Source organism: Polymorphospora sp. NPDC051019 (genome assembly GCF_040683055.1).
GTDB lineage: Bacteria > Actinomycetota > Actinomycetes > Mycobacteriales > Micromonosporaceae > Polymorphospora > Polymorphospora lycopeni.
The window spans coordinates 143,549-167,554 of sequence record NZ_JBFBCH010000003.1; the positions used below are offsets into that span (position 1 = coordinate 143,549).

The window sequence follows — 24,006 nt, forward strand, 5'->3', positions numbered from 1 at the left end:
TCAGCATCTGTCCGATGACCGGTGTGACAGCAGTCTCTACCGTTCGGCGTACCTGACGGTGTCCGGCCGGCCAGGACTGGACCGCGCGGGAGGAATGGGATGACCGGTGCGACCGGGGTGGCCGACGTGGACGGCATCGACGGCGTGGACGGCGACCGGCCGTGGCGCGGTGTCGTGGCGGCCCTCGTTACGCCGTTCACCGCCGACCTGCGGGTCGACTTCGACCGGCTCCAGGAGCACGTGCGGTGGCTGGCCACCGAGGGCTGCGACGGGTTCGCCGTGGCCGGTCCGCCGGGGGAGTACCAGACCCTGACCGACGGGGAACGCGCCGACGTGCTGCGTGCCGTCGTGGCGGCGGCGCCGCCCGACCGGTCGGTGCTCGCCAACGTCAGCGGGTACGGCAGCCACCAGTCGGCGCACTGGGCGGAGCAGGCGGCCCGGGCCGGCGCGGACGCGGTGCTGGCACTGCCGCCGACCGGCTACCGGGCCCGCCCGGCGGAGGTCGTCGCCCACTACCGCGAGATCGCGGCCGCCGGGTTGCCGGTGGTGGCGTACAACGACCCCGGCGAGACCGCGGTCGACCTGACCCCGGAGCTGATGGCCACCGTCGCCGAGATCGACGGGCTGGCCGCGGTGCAGGAGGCGAGCGGGGACGTACGGCGGTTGCACCGCATCCGGGTGCTCTGCCCGCACGTCGACGTGCTGGCCGGCGTCGACGACCTGGTCCGCGAACTCGTGGTCTTCGGGGCCGCCGGCTGGATCGGCGGGCTGCCCAACGCCCTGCCCCGCCAGACGGTCTGCCTCTACCGCCGCTTCGCCGGTGGCGACCCGGCCGGCGCCGCGGCCCTCTACGCCACGCTGTATCCCCTGCTGAGCTGGAACTCGCGGCCGGAGTCGGTGCAGGCGCTGAAGTGCACGATGGAGATCGCCGGCCGGTACGGGGGACCGTGCCGTCCGCCGCGGGTGCCGTTGCCGGCAGTGGACGCGAACCGGCTGCGCCGGGACGTCGAGCGGGCCGTGGCCGCCGTCGCCGACTGATCCATGACCGCCGCTACGGAAGCCGGGAGGCTGGTCAGCGGGCTGTGAACAAGCTCCTTCAGGTGTCGGAAGTCCTCCGTTCACCTGCCGACATCTGCACGGTGACGGGCGTGTCGCCTGCCTCATAGATTCCCGGCACGGCGCGCGTTTCAGCTCTTGACCCCCAAGGTCGCGCGCCGTTCCACCCTCAACGAGAGGTGACTTGATGCACCTTGTCAACGCCAAGCGACCGCGCGTGCGACGGTCGGTGATGGTTGCCGCGGTGGCCACCGCGCTGGTCGCCTCCGTGGCGACCGCGCCGGCCGCCGCCGCGCCGGGGAACCCGGCCGGCAGCAACGCGCCGTTCGGGGTAATCGATCCGCAGAACTGGCAGAACCCAGATGCCATGACGTGGAACGACTACAAGGCGATCCCGAACACCAACTGGGCCGACCCGAACGTTCGGGGCTCGGTCCGTAACTTCAACATCGCGCTGGTGACACTGGACTACGTGGACCAGCCGTTCGTGATCACGCAGCGGGCCCGGTCGTCGATCTTCGGCAACCCGCAGTCGACCGCCGCCAACATCCCGCGCGACCAGGTGGCGACGTTCTACAAGGACTTCCTGAACACGCCGAACACTCTGAACAAGGGCCACACGCTGCACGAGTACTGGATGGAGGACTCGGGCGGCCGCTACGGCGTGGACCTGACCTCGTTCGGTCCGTACACGCTGCCGCACAAGTCGTACCACTACGGTATCGACAACAGCATGAACCCGGGCATGTGCCCGAGCGGGGAGACCTGCAGCCGGAACATCCGTACCGACGGCCTGGGCCTCTGGCGCGCGGCCATCGGTGAGGAGGCCGCCAGCCAGTTCGAGCTGATCTTCATCCTCGGCGCGGGCCAGGACGAGTCGGCGACCTGGCAGGAATTCGGCGAGATGATGTTCCAGACCAAGGAGGACGTGCCGGACGCGTGGGGCCCGCCGGACCCCAACATGCCGAACTACGCGCGTACCCGGTACGTCGAGTGGACCTCGTGGAAGGCGGCGGCCGGAATCTGGCCGAACGCCGGCGGCGGCTCCTCGACCCAGGCCGAGAGCTCCGGCATGGGTGTCTACGCCCACGAGCTGAGCCACCTGCTCACCATCGGTGACAACTACAACAACCCGTACGGCACGCCGCTGCGCCGGGCGTACACCGGCATCTGGAGCATGATGTCGCGCGGGTCGTTCAACGGTCCGGGCGGTCCGCACACCCGCTGGCAGATCCCGCCGGTCAACGGTGGCTCGATGGGCTCGCTGCACACGCTGCGCGACAAGATGAAGATCGGTCTGATCGGCGAGGAGAACGTGCTGCGGCTGTCCCGTGAGGCCCTGGCCTCCTCGGGCCTCGTGGTCGCCGAGATCACCGCGCGTGCCGTCCAGGCCGGCCCCAATGGCCTGACCGGTATCAACATCGCGATGAACAAGGACCTGTCGCCGGCCTGCACCGTCGCCACGAACCTGCACTGCGACGGCGGCAACTTCAACAACTACACCGTCGAGGTCGTCGACCGGATGGGTGCCGACTCGTTCACCCCGGACGCCGGTGTGCTGCTCAGCAAGACCAAGAACCAGGACAGCGCGCCGTTCCAGTGGGTCATCGACGCGAACCCGCAGGACATCGACATGATCGACTTCTACAAGCCGGACGGCACCCCGCAGAAGATCACCATGGGTGACTACCGGCAGCTGTCGGACGCGCTGTTCCACGCCGGCACCAACTCCGGCAGCGAGTTCGAGTACGTCGACGAGGCGAACCGGCTGCACTTCTTCGTCCTCGACCTCAAGCGCGACAAGGACGGCGTGCTGAAGTACACGGTCGCGGTGAAGTCGCTGGACGGCGCCGGTGGTCCGAGCACCCACGGTGTCAACCTGTCCAAGGGCACCGTCACCACCCCGAACAGCAAGCCCACCAACCGCGGTGTGACCTGCTCGTTCGACCTGACCAACACCGGTAGCTGGTCGGCCGGTGGCCAGGCCCACCCGGAGAACGTCAACGCCTACACCAAGTCCGACGTCTACCGCCTGTCGGCGGAGGTCGCCGGTCGCGGCTGGCGCGTCTCCCTGCCGAACGAGCTGGCGACCGCCAAGTTCGGCCAGTCCACCACGGTGAACGTGTCGGTCGGTGCCGCTGCCAACGCGGCGGACACCGGGTTCGTGAAGCTCACCGCCACCTCGGTGAGCGACCCGACCAAGACCCTCACCAAGCAGTGCCGGGTCGAGAAGTGATCTGACCCAGCGCGGCAACTGGGGGTCTCCGGTGGCGCACCACCACCGGAGACCCCCCTCCCATTCCGAGGGCAGACTGTTCAGGGCGATCGGGCCGTCCGATCCGTTCGATCCGGGAGGATCAATGACTCGACAGCACCGCGGCCGCCGGCTGGCGGCCACGCTGCTCCCGCTGCTGCTGGCCGGTGGCGTCACCGCCGGCTGCACCGGATCGGATCCGGCGGAGGACGGCGACCCGATGACCATCCGCCTGCTCGTCCGGGAGTTCAACCTGCGCGAGATCGGGGTGGACTGCGCCGGCAGCGGCGCCTACCTGTTCGTGCACCGCACCGCGCCGTACCGCCTCGTCGACGGCGACGGCGCGGAACTCGCCAGCGGGGAGCTGCCGACCGGCACCTCCATCGCGGCGTTCGAGGAAGACCTGGAGGTACCCCGGGTGCCCACGTTCTGCGAGTTCGCCGTACCGGTCACCGTGCCCAAGCGGGACGCGTACCAGCTCGTCATCGACGACCGGCCGCCGATCGCCCTGACGACCGACCGGGACAACCCCGAGGGCGGCCCGTCCCTGGTGGCGGTGATCCCGTGAGGAAGAGGCTGCTGCCCGCGATCCTGGTCGCCGCCGCCCTCGCCCTGGGCGCCTGCACCGGCGGCGACGACACCCCCGACAAGGTGGCCGGAGGAGCGCACACGCTGCCCGGCCCCGCCCCGGCCGGACTCGCCCTGAAGCCGCCGGCCACCGAGGCGCCCACCGCACCCCGCTTCTCGGCCACCCTCACCGACGGCACCGACATCGACGTGAGCACCCTGTGGGCCGACCGGCCCGTTGTGCTCACCTTCTTCAGCTCGTGGTGCACCATCTGCGCCGACCGGCAGGACGCGATGAGCGAACTGGCCCGCACCTACCAGGACCGGGTGGTGTTCCTCGGCGTGGCCGGCGAGGACGAGGCCGACCCGCTCGACGAATACCTGCGCACCCACAAGGTCGAATACCCGGTCGTGCTGGACGATTCGATGAACGTCTGGCGGGCGTACGCGGTGCGCGAACCTCCCGCCGTCATCATCCTCAGCAAGGACGGCCGGCTGCTGCGCGGCTGGCCCGGCGGCATCGACGCCGCCGCCCTCGACACGCAGCTCAAGGAGCACGTCCTCGGCTGAACCCGCCGCCCGCCCGCGACCGGTCGTCCACGACGGACAGCCGGTCGCGGGCGGTTGCCGTCTCAGGACCGGTCACCGACCATCGCGGCGATCAGTTTCAGCGACTCGGCCGGGTCGAGCGCGGCTGCGCAGAGCTGGTCGTACGCGTGCGCGAACCGCTGGCTGCGCGGCGCCTCCAGGTAGAACCGGCCGGCGAGGTTCTCCAGGTAGGCCACCTCCGGGTAGGGGTCCGGCATCTCGAACAGGGTGAACGCGCCGAACGTCCGGGGGCGCAGGTTGGCGTCCGGCGGCAGCACCCGGATCTCGACGTCCCGCTCGCGGGCCAGCCGGCCCAGGTGGACGAGCTGCTCGCGCAGCAGGCCGGCGTCGCCGAACGACCGTCGCAGCACCGCGTCGTCGATCACGACCGACACCCGAACCCGGCCCTCCTGGACCACCCGTTGCCGCTCCATCCGCTTGTCGACGAAGCGGGCGACCCGCTCGGAAGGCACCCGCGGGCCTTCGACCAGGCGGACCGACGCCTCGGCGTACGCGCGGGTCTGCAGCAACACGTGCAGCATCGCGGCGTCGAAGAGGCGGATCTCGGTGGCGTTCTCCTCCAGCCACAGGTAGTCGACGAACGTGCTGTCGTAGACCGCGTCGGAGAAGTCGACGTCCCACTGGTCGCTGCGCCAGGTCTCGGTGCAGAGCTGCCGCAGCCGGGCCCGGTCCTGGGCGTCGAAGACGCCGTACAGGTCGAGCAGGGCGACCACGTCGTCGTGCTTGAAGGGCAGCTCGGCCCGTTCGAACCGGCCGAGCGAGCTGTAGTCGTACCGCAGGTAGCTCGCGGCCTCCTGCAGGGTCATTCCGCGCTCGACGCGCAGGTCCCGCAACTGGATGCCCAGCCACTGGGCACGCAGGGTCTTCTTCACGGGCTCTTTGAACGGCATGTCAACCTCTCCGCGCTACGAAACACAATCGGTGCCGTTGTTCCAAACGTTCATCGCCTGGAATCTGGCCATCGCGGTTTCGGTGCGTTCCGCCGTGACGGGCGGAGTGTGCGGAGAACGGGCCCGGGGGCGAACCGGGGAAAACGAATGGGCATGCATTGTTTAGCACGAGGGGTGAGCCGCTGGCGAGTTCGCGTACGGGTGAATCGGTGCCCCGACTCAAATCGTTGTTCGTCCGGCGGAGCCGCCGTTCGCATTTCGAGTAAGGGAGCCAAAAATGCTCCCGGTGATCCGGCGGAATGCGGGGCGGAAAAGGGACCGGCCCCCGGGAGGACGCGTCAGGTCGTCTCCCGGGGGCCGCGCCGCGGGCTGGCACTGGCCCGCGACGTGCTTTGCATGGGTCCGGGCGCCAGGGAGGTCTCCGGCGCCCGGACCCGGTATCAGAGCCCCGCGGCGTGGGCCGCGGCCGTACCGCCCACGATGGGCAGGACGATCCGGCTGGTCTTCAGCGCCAGGTCGATGTTCGCCCGGTTCTGGTCAGCCTGGCTGGAGTACTGCGGGTAGCTGCCGACCACGATCACGCCGATCCGGTGGCCCGGCTTGAAGACGTAGTCCTCCGGCAGCAGCGGGAAGTCGTAGTTGTACGCCTGTCCCGGCACCAGCGGCACCGCGTTGCGGATCGACTGGCGGTTCTTGGCGTCGTGGACGCCCTTGGTGACCAGCTCCTGGTCGGCGGTCCAGACCCGGGTCTGCGTGTGCTTGTAGCAGGCGTCGTCGACGGCGCTGCTCTCGCCCCAGCAGTCCTCGGTGGTCAGGGTGATGATGCCGTCGTTGCCACCACGGTGGTGGACCCGCTCGTCGGTGCCGTAGTCGACCAGGATCACGCCGAAGTGGGTGCTGGTCTTGTCGGCGGTGGCCCGGATCTTCAGCCGCGGCGTGCCGGAGATGTGCAGCGGCGCGGTCAGCGGCTCGGACAGGAACGCCAGCTTGTTCGGGCTGGGCACGTCCGGGGTGTTGATCATGGCGTTCTGGCTCTGCGTCGGGCTGTCCTGCCAGGACAGCGTCGTCGGCTTCGCCACCGGCACCAGGCCGAGGCCGCCGGCACCGCCGGTGCCCGGCTGGAAGAACACCTCGGTCTCGTTCATGCCCGGGACCGGCCAGTCGGCGTACGTCGCGAACACGTTGGCGGAGCGCTCCACGTCGGCCCGCGGCTCGTCCATGATGCCGTTCTGGATGTCGTAGAGCCAGAAGTCGAACCAGCGGTGCAGGGTCGACACCCACTCGGCCCGGCGGAAGTCGAACGGGTCGATGTGCCCGGTCTGGTTCAGCCACAGCTTGCGCGGGATGTCGTACTCGGTCAGCGCGTACCAGTACTTGCTGAAGTGGTCGGCGCGGACGTTGTCGTCGTTGGTGCCGTGGATGAGGAACACGCTGGCGGTCTGGTTCTTGACCTTCTTGACGTAGCTGCGCTCGTTCCAGAAGGCGGTGTAGTCGCCGTGCTCGTCGCCGTCCTCGATGGCCAGCCGGTCGCGGACCGGCTTGCAGTACTCCCGGCGCTCCGGGTTGGTGACCGTGTTCGCCAGCGACGACGGGTAGTTGTTGCCCCGAGTGATCACACCGTTGCTGCGGGTGTAGTCGTAGTACTCGGACGGGCCGCCGATCGGCACGATCGTGGTCAGGCCCTTGACGCCGGTGACGGCGGTGGCCATCGCCAGCGAGCCGTCGTACGACTTGCCGATCATGCCGGACTTGCCGTTGTGCCAGTCCGCCTTGACGACCTCACCGGCGGCGTTGCGGGCGGTGGCCCGGCCGTTGAGCCAGTTGATCGCCTGCTTCGCGCTGAGGTTGTCCTCGTTGGCGTTGGTCGTGGGGCAGCCGGTGGAGTTACCGGTGCCGACCATGTCGAGCAGGATCACCGCGTAGCCGCGCGGCACGAAGTAGTTGTCGTACCACAGCGGCCACTTGTCGAGCAGTCCGTCGCCGTCCAGGTCGACCTTGCGCTCGGACTCGTTGCCCCGGCCCAGGGTGGTGTAGTACGGGCTGGCGTCCATGATGACGGGCACCTTGAGCCCGTCCTCGGTCGCCTTCGGACGCATCACGTCGAACGCGATGATGTCCCGCAGCCCGTCGCCGTCGCTGTCGAAGGTGGAATCGATGAAGAGCCGTTCCCGGATCGCGTCGCCGTAGCCGAAGACGGGCTGGGTGACCCCGTCTGCGACGACGATCTCCGGCGTGTCCACGGCGAGCGCGTTCGGCGCCGCGCCGAGTACGGCGAGCGCGGTCGTGGCGACCGCCGCCACGCCCACCCGCCATGATCTATGTGTCCGACCCATGCGCACTCCTTGAGGTCCCGAGGTGCGTGCAGGTTATGGGCCGGTTCGCCGATCGAACCATATGCACTTGTCGGAACCTGCCCAGGCAGGTCTTCGACGTGGCGCGGAGGCGGTCGGGGGTCGTCGTGTGGGTAACGCGTGGGCAACTCGCCGGTAATGTGCGACGGCCGGCCCGCGGGTGCGGGCCGGCCGTCGTGGCGCGGGTCGTCGTGGATCAGCGCAGGGTGGCGAGGATCTGTTCGGCCGTCCGGTCACCCTGGACGATGATCGGATTGTCCGAGATGGAAGTATCGGTGGCATCTGTGGCGGTCGCGCCGGCCGGGCCGGCCCGCAGCCCCGGCGTCGCCGGCAGGCTGGCCGACGTTCCGGCCGGCGACCAGAGGACCAGCGTGGTCGCCCCGGCCCGCTCGAACGCCACCCCGGTCACCGCGTCCCGGCTCACGGCGGTGACGGTCGCGCCCCGCGAGGCGGCCACCAGGACCTCCATGATCCGGCCGGCCTCCCGCTCGGCGCCGTCCGGGTCGAGCAACCCGTACCGCACCTCGGAGCCGGCCCGGTTGTTCGGGTTGTAGGCCAGCGGCAGCCACATCACCTGCCGGATCCCGCCGGCCAGCAGCGCGGTCACCACCTTGGTCATCTCACCGGCCCGGCTGGCCGCGTCACCGTCGCCGTCGCGCCAGAACTGGCCGACCTCCCACGCCTCCATCGGCACCCCGGCCGGATTCTCGGCGCGCAGGTAGTCGAGCAGCGCCGGCACCCCGTCCGGATGCTCGTAGTAGTGCACCTGGCGGACCTGGACCACGCCCTCGTCGAGCAGCCGCTCGGTGGTGGCCAGGAACGCGACGTTGCGGGCGTTGGCCTCGTTGGCCAGCGCCCGGTCCAGGCTGGCCACATCGCGCACCTCGGGGATCTTCTGGCCCCGGGTGCCGATCCGGCGGGCGAAGTACGCCCCGTACGCGCGGATCGCCGCGTCGGTGTCACCGGCCTTGACCAGCCGGTCGACCACCCCGAACCCGTACGCGACACTGCTGATGCCCGAGTCGACCACCCTCGCCTGCGGGGCGGCCGCGTGGATCGCCTCGGCGGCGGCCCGCACCAGCGTGGCGTAGTCCTCCGGCGTGCCCGACCAGTACTGCGGCGCGTTGACCTCGTTCTCCACCGCGAACTGCGTCACCCCGTACGGCGTGTAGCGCTCCACGACCGAGCGGACGAAAGCCTGGTAGGTGGCCATGTCGAGCGGCATCGCCGACTCGGTCTTGTTGGCCTGGCCACGGGTGTGCTGGGCGGTGCCGCCGGTCGCCCAGCAGACCCCGGTGCGGATCTTCAGGTTGAGCGTGATGCCCAGGTCGCGGCTGCGCTGCGCCACCCGGTCGACCGCGGCCCAGTCCACCTGCCCCTTGGTCTTCTCCATCGCGCACCAGGTCAGCTCGTGATAGGTCGCCGAGCCGGAGATCTTGCGCAGGTAGGGCGTGAACTGGTCGTAGCGCGACCAGTCCCAGTGCGCCCCGAACGGGTTGGTGCCCTCCGGCACCACCAGCGGCGGCCCGCCGGACGGGGCCGGGGCGCTGCCGGTCGGCTCCGGGCCGGGCGGCGGCGCCGGATCCGGCTCGTCGGCCGTACACGCCACCGAGGCCGCCAGCACGACCGCGACCAGCCCGGCGACCAGGGCCGACCGCCGCCGGTTCGCCCGCGCCCGCATCACCTGTACCCCAGCTCACGCAGTGTGGACCGGGAGAAGACGAAGACCAGCAGCCGCAGCAGCGGGTCCAGTTCCCGGCGGTACGTGCCCACCCGCGAGCCGTAGATCGGCGCGTCGGTCTTCGCCGCCGCCCGCCGTCGGTCCGCCTCCACCGTGTACTTCGCGGCCACGTCGTGCTGCTTGTCGCCGTACTCCAGCACGTCGGGTTCCCACGGCTCGCCGAGGAACTCGAACAGCGCCCGCATCGTCTTCTCCGGCTCGTTGACCGCGTCCTCGTAGCGCAGTTCGTGGTAGCGGTCGGCCGGCAGTTCCCGGCCGGCGGCGCGGGCGGTATGGATGTAACGCGGCCACTTCACGACGCACTTCACCGCCGACCAGTAGCCGAACCGCTTGCGGTGCGACACCACCACGTCGCGGCCGTCGCGGATCACGTGCACGATCTGCGCGTCCGGGAAGACCTTCGTGACGAACGGCAGCGACATCGCGTACAGCGGGGTCTTGTCCGCCCAGCGGGCCTTGCCCCGCCCGGCGGCGTAGTCGTGGTGGATGCCGCCGAAGAAGTCGGCGATCCGGCGCAGCCAGTCGTCCTGGGAGAAGCCGAAGCGGGCCAGCCGCTCCCAGTCCCGGCCGACGACGCGTTCGAGGTCGGTCAGGAACCGGGTCTCCGGGCCGCAACTGATACGCGAGTGCGAATCGAGCACCAGCCGCAGCATCGTGGTGCCCGACCGCTGGCAGCCGACCAGGAAGATCGGCGCGGTGGACGGGGTCGGCTCGGTCACGTAGCGCCTCCAGTTTTCGCCGCCACGGGGCCGCCCGCCGCGACCAGGCGTTCGGTCAGCCGGTCGCACAGGTCGCGCACCCGGGGGTCGATCGGTAGCCGGTCGCGACGCGGGGTCCGCCGCTCGACGTGGGCGGACAGCGCCGGCCGGTACGGGAAGTCGAGGAAGTCGCACAGCCGGCGGATCTGGCCGGCCGGATCGGTGACCAGCGCGTCGTAGCCGCACAGCAGCACGTCGGCGCGGGTGTGCAGGCCGAGCCGGAAGAACAGGTCGTTGCGGACGTACCAGAACAGGGCGGCGGCGGTGTGCGGGTCCATCCGCGCGTGGTCGAACCCGTGGATCAGCTCGTACGTCGTCGCGTCCAGCCGCTGCCCCTGCCAGCGCCCGCCGATGGTGCCGTCGGCGATGGCCCGCAGCGCCCGCAGGTTGGCGTCGCCGAACTTGGCGACCTCGGAACGGGCCCGGTCGTCGACGTCGCGCCACATCCACAGCGCCCGGCCCGGGGCGAGCCCGGGCAGGGCCAGCAACTCGTCCACCCGGTGCGTCTCGCACAGCGGCTTGACCAGCACGTACGCGTGCCGGCTGCGGCGGACCACGGCGGTCAGCACCTCGTCCGCGCGCAACTGGAAGCGGTGGAAGACCCGCCGGTCGTTCTCGTTGCGGACCTCGAACTCCGGCGCGTTGTCGAGGCCGCGGACCAGCATGTTCGTGCCGGAGCGTTGCAGTCCGACGAGGTAGACCGGCACCGCCGTGCCGGGCGCCACCCGGTGCCGCAGCCGCCAGCGGGCCTTGCCCAGGCCGGTGCGCAGCCGTTCGACCGGGTTGAGCCGGTCCTCCTCGACGAGCCGGCCGATGCCCTCGGTCCGCGCCCAGCGGACATGCCGGGCGATCCGCCGCGCCGTGTATGCCAGCGCCGAGGGTTCGTCGTCGGCCACCGCTCCTCCTCCGCCGTCGGATGCCACCTCCGCCGGATGCCCTCTCCGCCGTCCGTCGGTCGCCTCCGCCGCCGGTGCCACCAGCCCCGACAGCCGGTCCGGGCGAGGTCGGGCCGTGCCAGGCTATACACACGATCCGGCCACAGGCCAGGCCACGGAACTAACGGGCATTCAGGGATCATCCGTTCAGTCAGTTGAAGATCATGAACTGGACTGGCCGGGCGGCCCTGTCTAGCGTGAGGCTCCACAGTCGGCGCCCGGACCGGCGCCCACGCGCCGGACGGCCCCCGTCCGCCGGTCGAGCTGAGCAGGTCAATGCGCGTCCTCCACGTCAACAAGTTCCTCTACCGCCGCGGCGGCGCCGAGGGCTACCTGCTCGACCTCGCCGACCTCCAGCGCGCGGCCGGCGACGAGGTCGCGTACTTCGGCATGCGGCACCCGGACAACGAGCCGGGACTGCCGTACGAGCGGCACTTCCCGCCGTATTTGGAACTGGACCCGGCACCGCGCGGGCTGCGCCCGCGGACCGCCGCCGCGGCCCGGATGGTCTGGTCGCCCGCCAGCCGGCGCGGGCTGGCCCGGGTCATCGACGACTTCCGGCCCGACGTCGTGCACCTGCACAACATCTACCACCAGCTCTCCCCGTCGGTCCTCGCCGCGGCCCGGTCGGCCGGCGTGCCGTGCGTGCTGACCATGCACGACTACAAGCTGGCCTGCCCCAGCTACCAGTTGCTCGACCGGGGCGGGATCTGCGACGCCTGCGTCACCGGCGGTCCGCTGACCGCCGCCCGCCGGCGCTGCAAGGACGGCTCGCTGGCGGCCAGCGGCCTGCTCGCCGTCGAGTCGTGGCTGCACCGTCGGCTCCGGGCCTACGACCCGGTGGCGGCCTTCGTCAGCCCGAGCCGGTTCCTCGCCGACGTGATGCGCCGGGCCGGGGTGTATCCCGACCGGCTGCGGGTGGTCAACCACTTCGTCGACCTGACCGGCCTGCCGGCCAAGTCGACCCCGGGCGGGGGAGTCGTCTACGCCGGCCGGCTCGCCGCCGAGAAGGGGGTCGACACCCTGGTCGAGGCGGCCGCCGCGCTGCCGCCGGGCGTCCCGGTCGACGTCGCCGGCGACGGGCCGGTCCGCCCGATGCTGGAGGAACTGGCCCGCCGGGTCGCCCCCGGCCGGGTCAGGTTCCACGGCCGGCTCGACAAGGCCCGGCTGCACGAGCTGGTCCGCGCCGCCGGGGTGGTCGCGGTCCCGTCGCGCTGGCACGAGAACCAGCCGCTGTCGGTGCTGGAGGCGTTCGCCTGCGGCGTACCGGTGGTCGGCACCGACCTCGGCGGCCTGCCCGAGCTGGTCGAACCGGGCGTCGACGGTGAGATCGTGCCGGCCGACGATCCCGCGGCCCTGGCCGCCGCCCTGACCTCGGTCCTCGCCGACCCCGACCGGGCGCTGGCGATGGGGCGGGCCGGCCGGCAGCGCATCGAACGTGACTTCCCGCCGGCGGCGCACCTGCGCCGGTTGCGCGAGATCTACGCCGGGGCGGCCGGGAGCCCGGCCGGCGCCGGCCGGGCGGCCACCGCGCCGGCCGGCGGAGGTGGCCGGTGAGCCCGGTCCGGGTGCTCTACCTCGCCGGCAGCGGGCGCAGCGGCAGCACCCTGCTCACCACCGTGCTCGGCCAGCTCGACGGCTGCTTCGCCGCCGGCGAGCTGCGCTACCTGTGGCAGCGCGGGATCCTCGACAACCGGCCGTGCGGTTGCGGGGCACCGTTCGCCGAGTGCCCGCTGTGGACGAGGGTGGTGGCCGCACTGCCGGCGGCCGACGCCGGCCGGATCGCCGCCGGGCTGCGTACCCGGCTGCGGATGCGCGGGCTGCCCGGCCTGCTGCGCCGGCACCGCGCGGGTCGTACCGCCGTACCGGCGCATCCCGACGACGCGGTGCTCGCCGCGCTCTACACCGCGCTCGCCGAGGCGGTCGGTCCCGCCGGGCCGGCCGGGCCGGTGATCGTCGACTCGTCGAAGCTGCCGCCGTACGGGGCACTGCTCGACGGCCTGCCCGGCATCGACCTGCGGGTCCTGCACGTCGTACGCGACCCGCGGGCGACCGCCTTCTCGTGGCGGCGGCGGCGGAGCCTGGACGGGGTGCCCGGGGACCGGCTGATGAGCCGTCCGCCGGTGTGGAAGGCGGCCCTGCTCTGGTCGGTGTGGAACGCGGCGACGCTGCGGCTGTGGGGGCGCCGGGCACCGGACCGCTACCTGCGGGTGCGCTACGAGGACTTCGTCGCCGACCCGGCCGGCACCACCGCCCGCATCGCCGGGTTCGCCGGGCTCGACGCCGGCGAGCTGCCGTTCACCGGCCCCGGCGAGGTACGCCTCGCCGCCACCCACTCGGTCGCCGGCAACCCGTCGCGGCACCGGACCGGGCCGGTGCCGATCACCGACGACACCGAATGGATCACCGGGCTGTCCCGGCCCGGCTACCTGGTGGCCAGCGCGGTGACCGCACCGCTGCTGCGCCGGTTCGGCTATCCGCTGCGCCGGCCCGACCGTCCGGCGGCCGGCGACCGGACGGCCCGGACGGCCGACGACCGCCCGGCGGCCGACCTCGCCGGCGGGCGCCGGTCCGACGACGGGGAGGGCTGACACGTGCTGTCAGTGGTGGCCGGCACCGGCCGGTGCGGTTCGACGCTGGTGCAGGAACTGATCGCCCGGCACCCGGACGTCGGCTTCGTCTCCGGCCTGGACGACAAGCTGTCCCGGCTCAACCTGCGCGGGCGGTTCAACGGCCGGCTCTACCGTGGCTCGGTGCCACGGCCGGCCGGGATGACCTCGCTGCGGCACAGCCGGAAGCTGCTGGAGCGCGGCCGGCTGCGGGTCGCGCCGTCCGAGGCGTACCAGTTGCTCGACCGGCAGGTGATGGCCGGCTTCTCCCGGCCGTGCCGGGACCTGGTCGCCGCCGACCTGACCCCGTTCGTGGCCCGCCGGCTGCGGGCGTTCTTCGACTCCCGGATCGAGCGGCAGGGCTGCTCGGTGCTGCTCCAGCCGGTCACCGGCTGGCCGCGGACCGGGTTCCTGCACGCCGCGTACCCGGACCTGCGGGTGGTCAACGTGGTCCGCGACGGGCGGGCGGTGGCCAACTCGTGGTTGCAGATGGGCTGGTGGGACGGCTGGCGCGGGCCGGACAACTGGCTCTACGGCCCGCTCCCCGGCGACCTGCGCGAGGAGTGGGAGGAGTCCGGGCGGTCGTTCCCGGTGCTCGCCGCGCTGGGCTGGAAGATGCTCATGGCGTCGTTCGGCGAGGCGCGGGCGGCGCACCCGACCGGGCAGTGGCTCGACGTCCGCTACGAGGACCTGATCGCCGACCCGCGCGGGCAGGTCGCCCGGATGCTCGACTTCCTCGGGCTGGAGTGGTCGCCGGCGTTCGACCGGGGCTTCGGGCGCTACGAGTTCCACGTCGGCCGGGGGGCGGCGTACCGCGACGAGTTGACTCCGGAGCAGGTCGCGGCGGTCGAGCGGGTGCTGGAGAAGCCGCTCGCCGAGTGGGGCTACTGAGCCGGACCGGCGGCGGCCTGGCCGGGGACTTTCGCTGGAACGAGCGAAAGGCGTCGTCAAAACATCGAAAGATGTAGACGTATCCACGTCCGCTGATTAATCTGTTCGCAACATACGGCGTCGCGGTGGTCATGGCACACCCCCGGCGGCGCCCGATCGTCACGGTCCCGGCGCGGCGGCGCGCGCCCGGCCCGAGCCATCCCCAGTCAGGAAGGGATGCACCGCCATGTCCATTTACCGTGGACGGGCGACCGGCGCCGCACTCGTGCTCGCCGCCGCCACCGTCCTGGTGCAGGCGGCCGGCCCACCGGCCGCCGCCCACCCGATCAACCCCACCGACTTCCAGCAGGTCACCCTCGCCAAGGGGGTCGCCGAGGTCGGCGAGCCGATGTCGCTCGCGGTCCTGCCGGACCGGTCCGTCCTGCACACCGCCCGCAACGGCACGGTCCGCCGCACCGACGCGGCCGGCACCACCACCGTCATCGGCAAGATCCCGGTCTACACCCACGACGAGGAGGGCCTGCAGGGCATCGGCGTCGACCCGAACTTCGCCACGAACCGGCACGTCTTCCTCTACTACGCGCCCCCGCTGTCCACCCCGGGCGGCGACGCCCCGATCACCGGCACCGACTTCTCCGCCTGGCAGGGCGTCAACCGGCTGGCCCGCTTCACCGTCAACGCCGACTTCACCCTCAACCTGGGCAGCGAGGTCACCGTCCTCGACGTGCCCGCCGACCGCGGGCTGTGCTGCCACGTCGGCGGCGACATCGACTTCGACGCCGCCGGCAACCTCTACCTGTCGACCGGGGACGACACCAACCCGTTCGACTCCGCCGGCTACGCCCCGATCGACGAGCGGACCAACCGCAACCCCGGGTACGACGCCCAGCGCACCTCGGCCAACACCAACGACCTGCGCGGCAAGATCCTGCGGATCAGGGTCAACGCGAACGGGACGTACTCGATCCCGGCCGGTAACCTCTTCGCGCCCGGCACCGCGCGGACCCGGCCGGAGATCTACGCGATGGGCTTCCGCAACCCGTTCCGGATGAGCGTCGACAAGGCCACCGGCCACGTCTACGTCGGCGACTACGGCCCGGACGCCGGCTCCACCAACCCCAACCGGGGACCGTCCGGCCAGGTGGAGTTCAACCGGATCACCTCCCCGGGCAACTACGGCTGGCCGTACTGCACCGGCACCAACACGACCACCGAGACCTACAACGAGTGGGACTTCGCCACCGGCGCCAGCGGGCCGAAGTACAACTGCGCCGGCGGGCCGACCAACAACTCGTTCCGCAACACCGGCCTGACCACCCTGCCGCCGGCCCGGGCGGCCTGGATCCGGTACGGCGGCGACGCCGGCACCCCGCCCGCGTTCGGCGGCGGATCGGAGTCGCCGATGGCCGGACCCGTCTACCGCCACGACCCCGCCAACCCCTCGGCCACCAAGTTCCCGCAGTCCTTCGACGGGCAGTTCTTCGCCACCGAACTCGGCCGCGGCTGGATCAAGCCGATCCACCTCAACGCCGACGGCAGCCCCGGCACCATCGACACGTTCCCGTGGGTCGGCAAGCAGGTGATGGACTCCGCGTTCGGCCCGGACGGCGCGCTGTACGTCCTCGACTACGGCACCGGCTACTTCAACGGCGACGAGAACTCGGCCCTGTACCGCTTCGACTACCTCGGCGGCGGCAACCGGGCCCCGACCGCGGTCGCCGGCGCCACCCCGCTGTCCGGCCCCGCGCCGCTCACCGTCAGGTTCTCGTCCGCCGGCTCCGCCGACCCGGAGGGCGGCGCGCTGACGTACGCCTGGAACTTCGGCGACGGCACCACGTCGGCGGCGGCGAACCCGACGAAGACGTACGCCACGAACGGGACCTACACCGCGACGCTGACCGTACGCGACCCGCAGGGCGCCACCGGCACGGCGAGCGTGACGGTCACCGTCGGCAACACCGCACCCCGGGTGACGATCAACTCGCCGAGGAGCGGGCAACTCTTCTCGTTCGGCGACACCGTCCCGTTCTCGATCACCGTCACCGACCCAGAGGACGGCACGATCGACTGCGGCAAGGTGAAGATGACGTACGTGCTCGGCCACGACAGCCACGGCCACCAGATCACCTCGACGAACGGCTGCTCCGGCTCGCTGACCGTGCCCAACGACGGCGAGCACGACGACGCCGCGAACATCTTCGCCGTCTTCGACGCCGAATACACCGACGCCGGCGGGCTGACCACGCACACCCAGCACATCCTCCAGCCCCGGCACCGGCAGGCCGAGCACTTCAAGACCAGTTCCGGGGTGAACACCTTCGCCAAGGCGACCGCCGAGGGCGGCCGGACCGTCGGCGACATCCACAACGGCGACTGGATCGCCTTCGACCCGTACGACATCTCCAACGCCACCTCGTTCACCGCCCGGGTCTCGTCGGCCGGCGTCGGCGGCACGGTCCAGGTCCGGGCCGGCTCGGCGACCGGTGCCGTGCTCGGCTCGGCGACCGCCCCCGTCACCGGCTCCTGGGACACGTTCACCGAGGTCACCGGCACGATCGCCAACCCGCCGGCCGGCACCACCACGCTCTACCTGACGTTCGCCGGCGGCAGCGGCGCGCTGTTCGACATCGACGCCTTCACCCTCGCCACCGGTACCACCCCCGGCGGTACCGGTCCGGTCGTCGGGCTGGCCGGCAAGTGTCTCGACGTACGCAACGCGGCGAGCGCCGACGGCACCCAGGTGCAGCTCTACACCTGTAACGGCTCGGCGGCGCAGACCTGGACGCGTAACGGGCAGACGTTGCGGGCACTGGGCAAGTGCCTGGACGTGTCGGGCGCGGGTACGGCGAACGGGACGAAGATCCAGTTGTGGACCTGCAACGGGACCGGGGCGCAGAACTGGACGCCGCAGGCGAACCAGACGCTGCTCAACCCGGCGTCGGGCAAGTGCCTGGACGTGTCCGGCAACAACTCCGCCGACAGCACGCCCGTGCACCTGTGGGCCTGCGGCACCGGTGCCAACCAGAAGTGGACCCTTCCCTGAGAAAGGAGCAGACCGTGCGTAGATTCGTCAGATCCTCGATCGGCCTCGCCACCGCCTGCCTGGCTGCCCTGGCCTGCACCAGCGCCCCCGCCGGCCCGGCCAGCGCCAGCCCCACCGACGCCCCCTACGACGTCCTGGTCTTCTCCAAGACCGCCGGCTTCCGCCACGACTCGATCCCGGTCGGCATCCAGACCATCCGCGACCTCGGCGCGGCCAACAACTTCACCGTCACCACCACCGAGGACGCCGCGGCGTTCACCACCGCCAACCTCAACCAGTACGAGGTGGTCGTCTTCCTCAACACCACCGGCGACGTGCTCAACAACACCCAGCAGGCGGCGTTCGAGGCGTACCTCGCCGGCGGCCGGGGCTACGTCGGCGTGCACGCCGCCGCCGACACCGAGTACGGCTGGTCCTTCTACGGCAACCTGGTCGGCGGCTACTTCGCCTCGCACCCGGCCATCCAGCAGGCGAACGTCAAGGTGGAGGACCGGGCGCACGCCGCCACCGCCCACCTGCCACAGACCTGGACCCGCACCGACGAGTGGTACAACTACCAGACCAACCCCCGCTCCGGCGCGAAGGTGCTGGCCACCCTCGACGAGTCGTCGTACTCCGGCGGGTCGATGGGCGCCGACCACCCGATCGCCTGGTGCAAGTCGTACGGCGGCGGCCGCTCCTTCTACACCGGCGGCGGCCACACCCAGGCGTCGTACGCCGAACCCGCGTTCCGGACCCACCTGCTCGGCGGGATCCGGTACGCCGCCGGGCGGGTGCGCGCCGACTGCCGCGCCGAGACCGGCTACACCCCCCTCTACAACGGCTCGACCACCGGCTGGTCGCAGGCCGGGCCGGGCAGCTTCACCAACTCCGACGCCACCCTCACCTCGGTCGGCGGGATGGGCCTGTACTGGTACAGCGCCCGGCAGTTCACGTCGTACTCGCTGAAGCTGGACTGGCGGATGGCCGGCGACGACAACTCGGGCGTCTTCATCGGCTTCCCGCCGTCGACCGACCCGTGGTCGGCGGTGAACAACGGCTACGAGATCCAGATCGACGCGACCGACGCCGCCGACCGCACCACCGGCGCGGTCTACACGTTCAAGTCCGCCGATCTCGCCGCCCGCGATGCCGCGCTCAACCCGCCCGGTCAGTGGAATACGTACGAGCTGCTGGTCGAGGGGGAGCGGCTGCAGATCTTCCTCAACGGTGTGAAGATCAACGATTTCACCAACACCGACCCGGTCCGCTCGCTGGCCGGCCACATCGGGCTGCAGAACCACGGTACGGGCGACGACGTCTCGTTCCGCAACGTCCGGATCCGGGAACTCGGCGGCCCGCCGCCGACCGGCGGCACCGGTCCGGTGGTCGGGCTGGCCGGCAAGTGTCTCGACGTACGCAACGCGGCGAGCGCCGACGGCACCCAGGTGCAGCTCTACACCTGTAACGGCTCGGCGGCGCAGACCTGGACGCGTAACGGGCAGACGTTGCGGGCACTGGGCAAGTGCCTGGACGTGTCGGGCGCGGGTACGGCGAACGGGACGAAGATCCAGTTGTGGACCTGCAACGGGACCGGCGCGCAGAACTGGACGCCGCAGGCGAACCAGACGCTGGTGAACCCGGCGTCGGGCAAGTGCCTGGATGTCTCCGGCAACAACTCCGCCGACAGCACCCCGGTGCACCTGTGGGCCTGCGGCAGCGGAGCGAACCAGAAGTGGACACTTCCCTGAGTTAGAGTGTGGTCGGCGACCCTCGGCGGTGGCCGGTGACCTGGCGGGAGGCGCAACCCGCTGGGCCCAGGTGTGAAAGCACCTGTCGGACCGGGTGTGAAAGCACCCACCGGTGACCGCCGTGGCCGCCACGCACCATGGCCTCCTCGCGCCACCCCACCGGCGCCGCGTCAGCGTGCCGCCGCCCGCGAATCCCGCGTCACGACAGGGGAGTAGGACAATGGCGCGACCCATCACGCTTTTCACCGGTCAGTGGGCCGACCTCCCGTTCGAGGAGGTGTGCCGGCTGGCCTCCGAGTGGGGCTACGACGGCCTGGAGATCGCCTGCGGCGGTGACCACTTCGAGGTCGACAAGGCACTGTCGGACGACACGTACGTCGACCGCAAGCGCGAGACGCTGGCCAAGTACAACCTCCAGGTCTTCGCGATCTCGGCCCACCTGGTCGGTCAGGCCGTCTGCGACCACCCGATCGACGAGCGGCACAAGGGCATCCTGCCCGGCCGGATCTGGGGGGACGGCGAGCCCGAGGGGGTCCGGCAGCGGGCCGCCGAGGAACTCAAGAACACCGCCCGCGCCGCCGCGAAGTTCGGCGTCAGGACCGTCATCGGCTTCACCGGGTCGTCGATCTGGCACACGCTGGCCATGTTCCCGCCGGTGCCGCCGGAGATGATCGACCGCGGCTACCAGGACTTCGCCGACCGCTGGAACCCGATCCTCGACGTCTTCGACGAGGTCGGCGTCCGCTTCGCCCACGAGGTGCATCCCAGCGAGATCGCGTACGACTACTACACCACCAAGCGCACGCTGGAGGCGATCGGCCACCGGCCGGCGTTCGGCCTCAACTGGGACCCGTCGCACTTCGTGTGGCAGGAACTCGACCCGGTGAACTTCATCTTCGACTTCGCCGACCGGATCTACCACGTCGACTGCAAGGACGCGAAGGTCCGTACCGGGGACGGCCGGCGCGGCCGGCTCGCCTCCCACCTGCCGTGGGCGGACATGCGCCGGGGTTGGGACTTCGTCTCCACGGGGCACGGAGACGTGCCGTGGGAGGACTGCTTCCGGGCGTTGAACGCGATCGGCTACGACGGCCCGATCTCGATCGAGTGGGAGGACGCCGGCATGGACCGCCTGGTCGGTGCGCCCGACGCGCTGGCGTTCGTCCGTAGGCTGGCCTTCGACCCGCCGACCGCCGCGTTCGACGCGGCCTTCTCGACCAAGGACTGACCCGGCCTCTTTCGACCAGGGACTGACCCGGTCTTCTCGATCAAGGAATGACCTGGACGAAAAAAGGGGGGCCGGTCGCCAGGCGACCGGCCCCCCTTTCGCTACCCGGGATTAGAGGGTGCTGCCGTTGGTGTTCGGGCTCGACGGCTTCGGCGTCGACGCCTTCGAGGTCGAAGCCGATCCGCTGCCCACGGACGAGCCGGCGAAGTCGTCGACCGGGCTCGCCGAACCGCCGCCGATGCTCAGCTTCTCGCCGAGTCGGGTGTGGCTCAGGCGGTCCCTGCCCTCGGTGTAGAGGCGGTTCGCCTGCGCCTGGGCGACGCCGGCGGCCTCCTGCACCGTCGGATGGTCGAGGACCTTGCGGCCCTTGACGACCAGCTCGTCGTACTTTTCGCGGCCCGCCCGGGCGCCGAGTACGAAGCCCGCCGCGACCCCGGCGATGAACCAAAGCTTTCCGCGCATTGCGGCTCCCTCCATGCCTGACGCGGTGTTGCTCCCCGGGACCTGCCCGGCGGTCAACGGTGTCGCGCCTGCGTCGTCTGTCCTGCGTTACCTACCCATCCTCCTCCGAGACCATGCACATCTGGGTGCGCCACGGTGATTTGCCCAGATTTGATGGGGTGGCGTGTCGCGAAGAACCCCCTGGACCGAAGGTGGGGGAGTTGCTGTAAAGTTGTGCCGGCACCAGGGGCCGGAGAGATCCGGAACCCGGCGCACAGCAGTCCCCCGTAGCTCAATTGGCAGAGCAGCCGGCTGTTAACCGGCAGGTTTTTGGTTCGAGTCCAAACGGGGGAGCTTTTTGTGGGCACACCCATTGTCGACACCGATGTTCTCGTCATCGGCGCCGGTCTGGCCGGCCTCGCCGCGGCCCGCCGACTGCACCGGCTCGCCAACCCGCTGCGCGACCCCACCGGCGCACCCTTCGCCGCCCTGGCCGGCATCGGCCGGCTGTCCGACCGGCTCCGGTTCGCCGCGCTGGCCACCCGGCTCGCCACCACCGACCCGGACCGGCTGCTCGCCGCACCCGAGGTCAGCACCCAGACCGCGCTGCGCCGCGCCGGTCTGTCCCACCGGATCATCGAGGAACTTCTCCGGCCGATCCTGTCCGGCGTCTTCGCCGACCGCGAGCTGACGACCTCCAGCCACGTGTTCGCGATGGTCGTCCGCTCGTTCGCCCGCGGCCGGATCGGCGTACCCGCCCGGGGGATGGCCGCCCTGCCCCGGGCGCTGGCCGCGCCACTGCCCGCCGACCGCATCCGGCTGGACACCCCGGTCGAGCGCGTCGCACCCGGCGCCGTCCACACCGCCGCCGCCCGGATCGGTTGCCGGGCGGTGCTGATCGCCACCGATCCGACCACCGCCGCCCGGCTGCTCCCCGATCTGTCGGCTCCCCGGACGCGGGCCCTGACCACCTACTACCACGCCGCGCCCGAGGCACCGCTGCGCGAACCCGTCCTGCTGCTCGACGGCGACCGGCGCGAACTCGTCGCCAACACCGTCGTCGTCAGCAACGCCGCGCCGACGTAGGCGCCACCCGGCCGGCACCTGATCGCGACCTCGGTCGCCGGTCCGGCGGTACCCGAGCCCGTCGTACGGGCCGAACTCGCCCGCCTCTACGGGCGCCCCACCGCCGACTGGACCCGCCTGACCACGATCGAGTTGCCGTACGCCCTGCCGGCCGCCGACCCGCCCCAGGGGCACCTGCGCAAACCCGTCGCCCTCGGCGACCGGCGCTACGTCGCCGGTGACCACCGGGACAGCCCGTCGATCCAGGGCGCCCTGGCCAGCGGCTGGCGTGCCGCCGGCGCCGTCCTGCGCGACCTACGGGCTCACCACGCCGACGGGAAGTAGTCCTTCAGGAAGCAGCCGTACACGTCCTCGCCCTGCTCGCCGCGCACGATCGGGTCGTACACCCGGGCCGCCCCGTCGACCAGGTCCAGCGGCGCGTGGAACCCCGCCTCGGCCAGCCGCATCTTCGTCGGATGCGGCCGCTCGTCGGTGATCCAGCCGGTGTCCACACTCGTCATCAGGATGCCCTCGGCGAACATGTCGGCCGCGCTGGTGCGGGTCAGCATGTTCAGCGCCGCCTTGGCCATGTTGGTGTGCGGGTGGCCGGCGCCCTTGTAGCCCCGGCTGAACTGGCCCTCCATCGCCGAGACGTTCACCACGTACTTGCGCCGTGCCGGTGCCGCCGCCAGCACCGGCCGCAGCCGGCTGACCAGCACGAACGGGGCGGTCACGTTGCACAACTGCACCTCGAGCAGTTCCAGCGGGTCGACCTCGTGCACCCGCTGGCTCCAGCTGTTGACCGGGTCCAGGTCGGGCACCAGACCGCCGGCGTCGATCGCCGTCAGGGCCGCGATCCGGTCCGGGGTCGCCGACCGGCTGGTCAGCGCCAGCGCCGTCAGCGCCTGGGGGGTGAACATGCCGCCGCCGGCCTCACCGGCGGTCAGCTCGGACCGGCCGGCACCGCCGAAGATCACCAGCTCGGGCAGCGAGCCCTCCGGCAGCGGCGCCGATTCCGCCGCGACCAACTGCGCGTACGCCCCGGCGGAACGCCGTACGGTCTGCGCCGCGTTGTTGATCAGGATGTCCAGCGGGCCCTGCCCGGCGACCGAGTCGGCCAGGGCGACCACCTGCGCCGGGTCCCGCAGGTCGATGCCGACCACCTGCAACCGGTGCAGCCAGTCGGCGCTGTCCGGCATCGCCTTGAAACGGCGTACGGCGTCGTGCGGGAACCGGGTCGTGATCGTGGTGTGCGCCCCGTCGCGCAGCAACCGCAGCGCGATGTACATGCCGATCTTCGCCCGGCCACCGGTCAGCAGCGCCCGCCGCCCGGTCAGGTCGGCCCGGGCGTCCCGCCGATCCCGGTTGATCTTCGCGCACGCCGGGCAGAGCTGGTGGTAGAAGGCGTCCACGTCGTGGTAGCGCTCCTTGCAGACGTAGCAGGCGCGCGGACGCAGCAGCCGGCCCGCGCTCGCCCCGCTCGTCGGCGACACCAGCGGGATGCCCTTGGTCTCGTCGTCGATCCGGCCCGGCGCCCCGGTCGCGGTCGCCGCCGTCACCGCCTCGTCCGCGGCGAGCACCGCCTCCCGCCGGTCCCGGCGCCGGTGCTTCTTCACCGTCTTGAACAACCGGGCCGTCGCCCGCCGCACCCGCACCGCGTCCGGATGCTCGACCGGCAGGTCGTCGACCGCGGCCAGCACCCGCAGGCACACCTCGAGATCCGCCGGGTCGATCCCCGCCGCGCCCGCCGCCTGGTCGTACCCGTTCGCCGTCATGTCCCGAGCCGCTTCCGTTCCGCTTCCACCGGGCCGCCGACCAGCCCGCCCTGCGGACTCTAC

Annotated in this window: 17 protein-coding genes, 1 tRNA gene and 1 pseudogene; 12 read left to right on the plus strand and 7 right to left on the minus strand. The window is 71.5% G+C overall.

All coding sequences use genetic code 11. The annotated features are described in order from the left end of the window. Window positions 1-99 precede the first annotated feature (99 nt). The 4 genes from AB0M79_RS07655 to AB0M79_RS07670 all read left to right on the plus strand — a co-directional run bounded on the left by AB0M79_RS07655 (window position 100) and on the right by AB0M79_RS07670 (window position 4,447). Window positions 100-1,038 carry a dihydrodipicolinate synthase family protein gene (locus AB0M79_RS07655; RefSeq protein WP_364209156.1) on the plus strand — a complete coding sequence of 313 codons (939 nt, stop codon included), beginning with the start codon at window positions 100-102 and terminating at the stop codon, window positions 1,036-1,038. 262 nt (window positions 1,039-1,300) lie between these two features. Then, complete coding sequence (locus AB0M79_RS07660) at window positions 1,301-3,292, plus strand: M6 family metalloprotease domain-containing protein (protein WP_364209159.1); 1,992 nt, start codon at window positions 1,301-1,303, stop codon at window positions 3,290-3,292. A gap of 124 nt (window positions 3,293-3,416) precedes the next feature. Beyond that, entirely contained in the window at window positions 3,417-3,878 is a 462-nt protein-coding gene (locus tag AB0M79_RS07665; RefSeq protein WP_357539409.1) for a hypothetical protein, read from the plus strand. Then, window positions 3,875-4,447 carry a TlpA disulfide reductase family protein gene (locus tag AB0M79_RS07670; RefSeq protein WP_364209162.1) on the plus strand — a complete coding sequence of 191 codons (573 nt, stop codon included), beginning with the start codon at window positions 3,875-3,877 and terminating at the stop codon, window positions 4,445-4,447. The genes AB0M79_RS07665 and AB0M79_RS07670 overlap by 4 nt, the downstream gene beginning before the upstream one ends. A gap of 62 nt (window positions 4,448-4,509) precedes the next feature. Here the strand turns inward: AB0M79_RS07670 and AB0M79_RS07675 are convergent, their stop codons facing one another. From AB0M79_RS07675 to AB0M79_RS07695, 5 genes are all read right to left on the minus strand, one after another. Beyond that, the gene (locus AB0M79_RS07675) at window positions 4,510-5,376 is read right to left on the minus strand and encodes a helix-turn-helix transcriptional regulator (protein ID WP_364209165.1); all 867 of its coding nucleotides are present in this window, start codon (window positions 5,374-5,376) and stop codon (window positions 4,510-4,512) included. A 440-nt stretch (window positions 5,377-5,816) separates the two neighbouring features. Beyond that, window positions 5,817-7,709 (minus strand): CocE/NonD family hydrolase, encoded by a 1,893-nt coding sequence (locus AB0M79_RS07680; RefSeq protein ID WP_364209168.1) that lies wholly within the window; start codon window positions 7,707-7,709, stop codon window positions 5,817-5,819. A 214-nt stretch (window positions 7,710-7,923) separates the two neighbouring features. Further along, window positions 7,924-9,408 (minus strand): hypothetical protein, encoded by a 1,485-nt coding sequence (locus tag AB0M79_RS07685; protein WP_364209171.1) that lies wholly within the window; start codon window positions 9,406-9,408, stop codon window positions 7,924-7,926. After that, the gene (locus AB0M79_RS07690; protein WP_357539404.1) at window positions 9,408-10,187 is read right to left on the minus strand and encodes a sulfotransferase; all 780 of its coding nucleotides are present in this window, start codon (window positions 10,185-10,187) and stop codon (window positions 9,408-9,410) included. The genes AB0M79_RS07685 and AB0M79_RS07690 overlap by 1 nt, the downstream gene beginning before the upstream one ends. Then, window positions 10,184-11,122 (minus strand): hypothetical protein, encoded by a 939-nt coding sequence (locus AB0M79_RS07695; protein WP_364209174.1) that lies wholly within the window; start codon window positions 11,120-11,122, stop codon window positions 10,184-10,186. The genes AB0M79_RS07690 and AB0M79_RS07695 overlap by 4 nt, the downstream gene beginning before the upstream one ends. A gap of 315 nt (window positions 11,123-11,437) precedes the next feature. Between AB0M79_RS07695 and AB0M79_RS07700 the strand changes: the two genes are divergently transcribed. From AB0M79_RS07700 to AB0M79_RS07725, 6 genes are all read left to right on the plus strand, one after another. Further along, on the plus strand, window positions 11,438-12,718 hold the full coding sequence (locus AB0M79_RS07700; protein ID WP_364209177.1) for a glycosyltransferase: 1,281 nt from the start codon (window positions 11,438-11,440) through the stop codon (window positions 12,716-12,718). Next, window positions 12,715-13,752 (plus strand): sulfotransferase, encoded by a 1,038-nt coding sequence (locus AB0M79_RS07705; RefSeq protein WP_364209180.1) that lies wholly within the window; start codon window positions 12,715-12,717, stop codon window positions 13,750-13,752. Before AB0M79_RS07700 ends, AB0M79_RS07705 begins: the two co-directional genes overlap by 4 nt. Window positions 13,753-13,755: 3 nt before the next feature. Beyond that, window positions 13,756-14,661, plus strand: coding sequence for a sulfotransferase (locus AB0M79_RS07710; protein WP_364209183.1), 906 nt, complete (start codon window positions 13,756-13,758; stop codon window positions 14,659-14,661). Between the two features lie 226 nt (window positions 14,662-14,887). Further along, window positions 14,888-17,704: a PQQ-dependent sugar dehydrogenase gene (locus AB0M79_RS07715; RefSeq protein WP_364209186.1), complete on the plus strand. Its 2,817-nt coding sequence runs from the start codon at window positions 14,888-14,890 to the stop codon at window positions 17,702-17,704. 14 nt (window positions 17,705-17,718) lie between these two features. Then, window positions 17,719-19,434: a ThuA domain-containing protein gene (locus tag AB0M79_RS07720; protein WP_364209189.1), complete on the plus strand. Its 1,716-nt coding sequence runs from the start codon at window positions 17,719-17,721 to the stop codon at window positions 19,432-19,434. Window positions 19,435-19,654: 220 nt separating this feature from the next. Beyond that, window positions 19,655-20,662: a sugar phosphate isomerase/epimerase family protein gene (locus AB0M79_RS07725; protein WP_364209192.1), complete on the plus strand. Its 1,008-nt coding sequence runs from the start codon at window positions 19,655-19,657 to the stop codon at window positions 20,660-20,662. 111 nt (window positions 20,663-20,773) lie between these two features. Here AB0M79_RS07725 and AB0M79_RS07730 read toward each other — a convergent pair whose 3' ends face one another. Next, window positions 20,774-21,124: a hypothetical protein gene (locus AB0M79_RS07730; protein ID WP_364209195.1), complete on the minus strand. Its 351-nt coding sequence runs from the start codon at window positions 21,122-21,124 to the stop codon at window positions 20,774-20,776. A gap of 260 nt (window positions 21,125-21,384) precedes the next feature. Between AB0M79_RS07730 and AB0M79_RS07735 the strand changes: the two genes are divergently transcribed. Both AB0M79_RS07735 and AB0M79_RS07740 read left to right on the plus strand, forming a co-directional pair. Beyond that, window positions 21,385-21,457 (plus strand) — tRNA-Asn (locus AB0M79_RS07735). 18 nt (window positions 21,458-21,475) lie between these two features. Next, a pseudogene (locus AB0M79_RS07740) lies at window positions 21,476-22,513 on the plus strand (FAD-dependent oxidoreductase). Here AB0M79_RS07740 and AB0M79_RS07745 read toward each other — a convergent pair. Further along, the gene (locus tag AB0M79_RS07745; RefSeq protein WP_364209198.1) at window positions 22,492-23,943 is read right to left on the minus strand and encodes an SDR family NAD(P)-dependent oxidoreductase; all 1,452 of its coding nucleotides are present in this window, start codon (window positions 23,941-23,943) and stop codon (window positions 22,492-22,494) included. The pseudogene AB0M79_RS07740 and the gene AB0M79_RS07745 sit on opposite strands and share 22 nt — an antisense overlap. Window positions 23,944-24,006: the final 63 nt, after the last annotated feature.

What these genes read in the sequence shown, in the direction of transcription:
- AB0M79_RS07655 (WP_364209156.1), top strand. Translation starts at nt 100, where the DNA reads ATGACCGGTGCGACCGGGGTGGCCGACGTGGACGGCATCGACGGCGTG.
- AB0M79_RS07665 (WP_357539409.1), top strand. Translation starts at nt 3,417, where the DNA reads ATGACTCGACAGCACCGCGGCCGCCGGCTGGCGGCCACGCTGCTCCCG.
- AB0M79_RS07675 (WP_364209165.1), bottom strand. Translation starts at nt 5,376, where the DNA reads ATGCCGTTCAAAGAGCCCGTGAAGAAGACCCTGCGTGCCCAGTGGCTG.
- AB0M79_RS07680 (WP_364209168.1), bottom strand. Translation starts at nt 7,709, where the DNA reads ATGGGTCGGACACATAGATCATGGCGGGTGGGCGTGGCGGCGGTCGCC.
- AB0M79_RS07685 (WP_364209171.1), bottom strand. Translation starts at nt 9,408, where the DNA reads ATGCGGGCGCGGGCGAACCGGCGGCGGTCGGCCCTGGTCGCCGGGCTG.
- AB0M79_RS07700 (WP_364209177.1), top strand. Translation starts at nt 11,438, where the DNA reads ATGCGCGTCCTCCACGTCAACAAGTTCCTCTACCGCCGCGGCGGCGCC.
- AB0M79_RS07715 (WP_364209186.1), top strand. Translation starts at nt 14,888, where the DNA reads ATGTCCATTTACCGTGGACGGGCGACCGGCGCCGCACTCGTGCTCGCC.
- AB0M79_RS07725 (WP_364209192.1), top strand. Translation starts at nt 19,655, where the DNA reads ATGGCGCGACCCATCACGCTTTTCACCGGTCAGTGGGCCGACCTCCCG.
- AB0M79_RS07730 (WP_364209195.1), bottom strand. Translation starts at nt 21,124, where the DNA reads ATGCGCGGAAAGCTTTGGTTCATCGCCGGGGTCGCGGCGGGCTTCGTA.
- AB0M79_RS07745 (WP_364209198.1), bottom strand. Translation starts at nt 23,943, where the DNA reads ATGACGGCGAACGGGTACGACCAGGCGGCGGGCGCGGCGGGGATCGAC.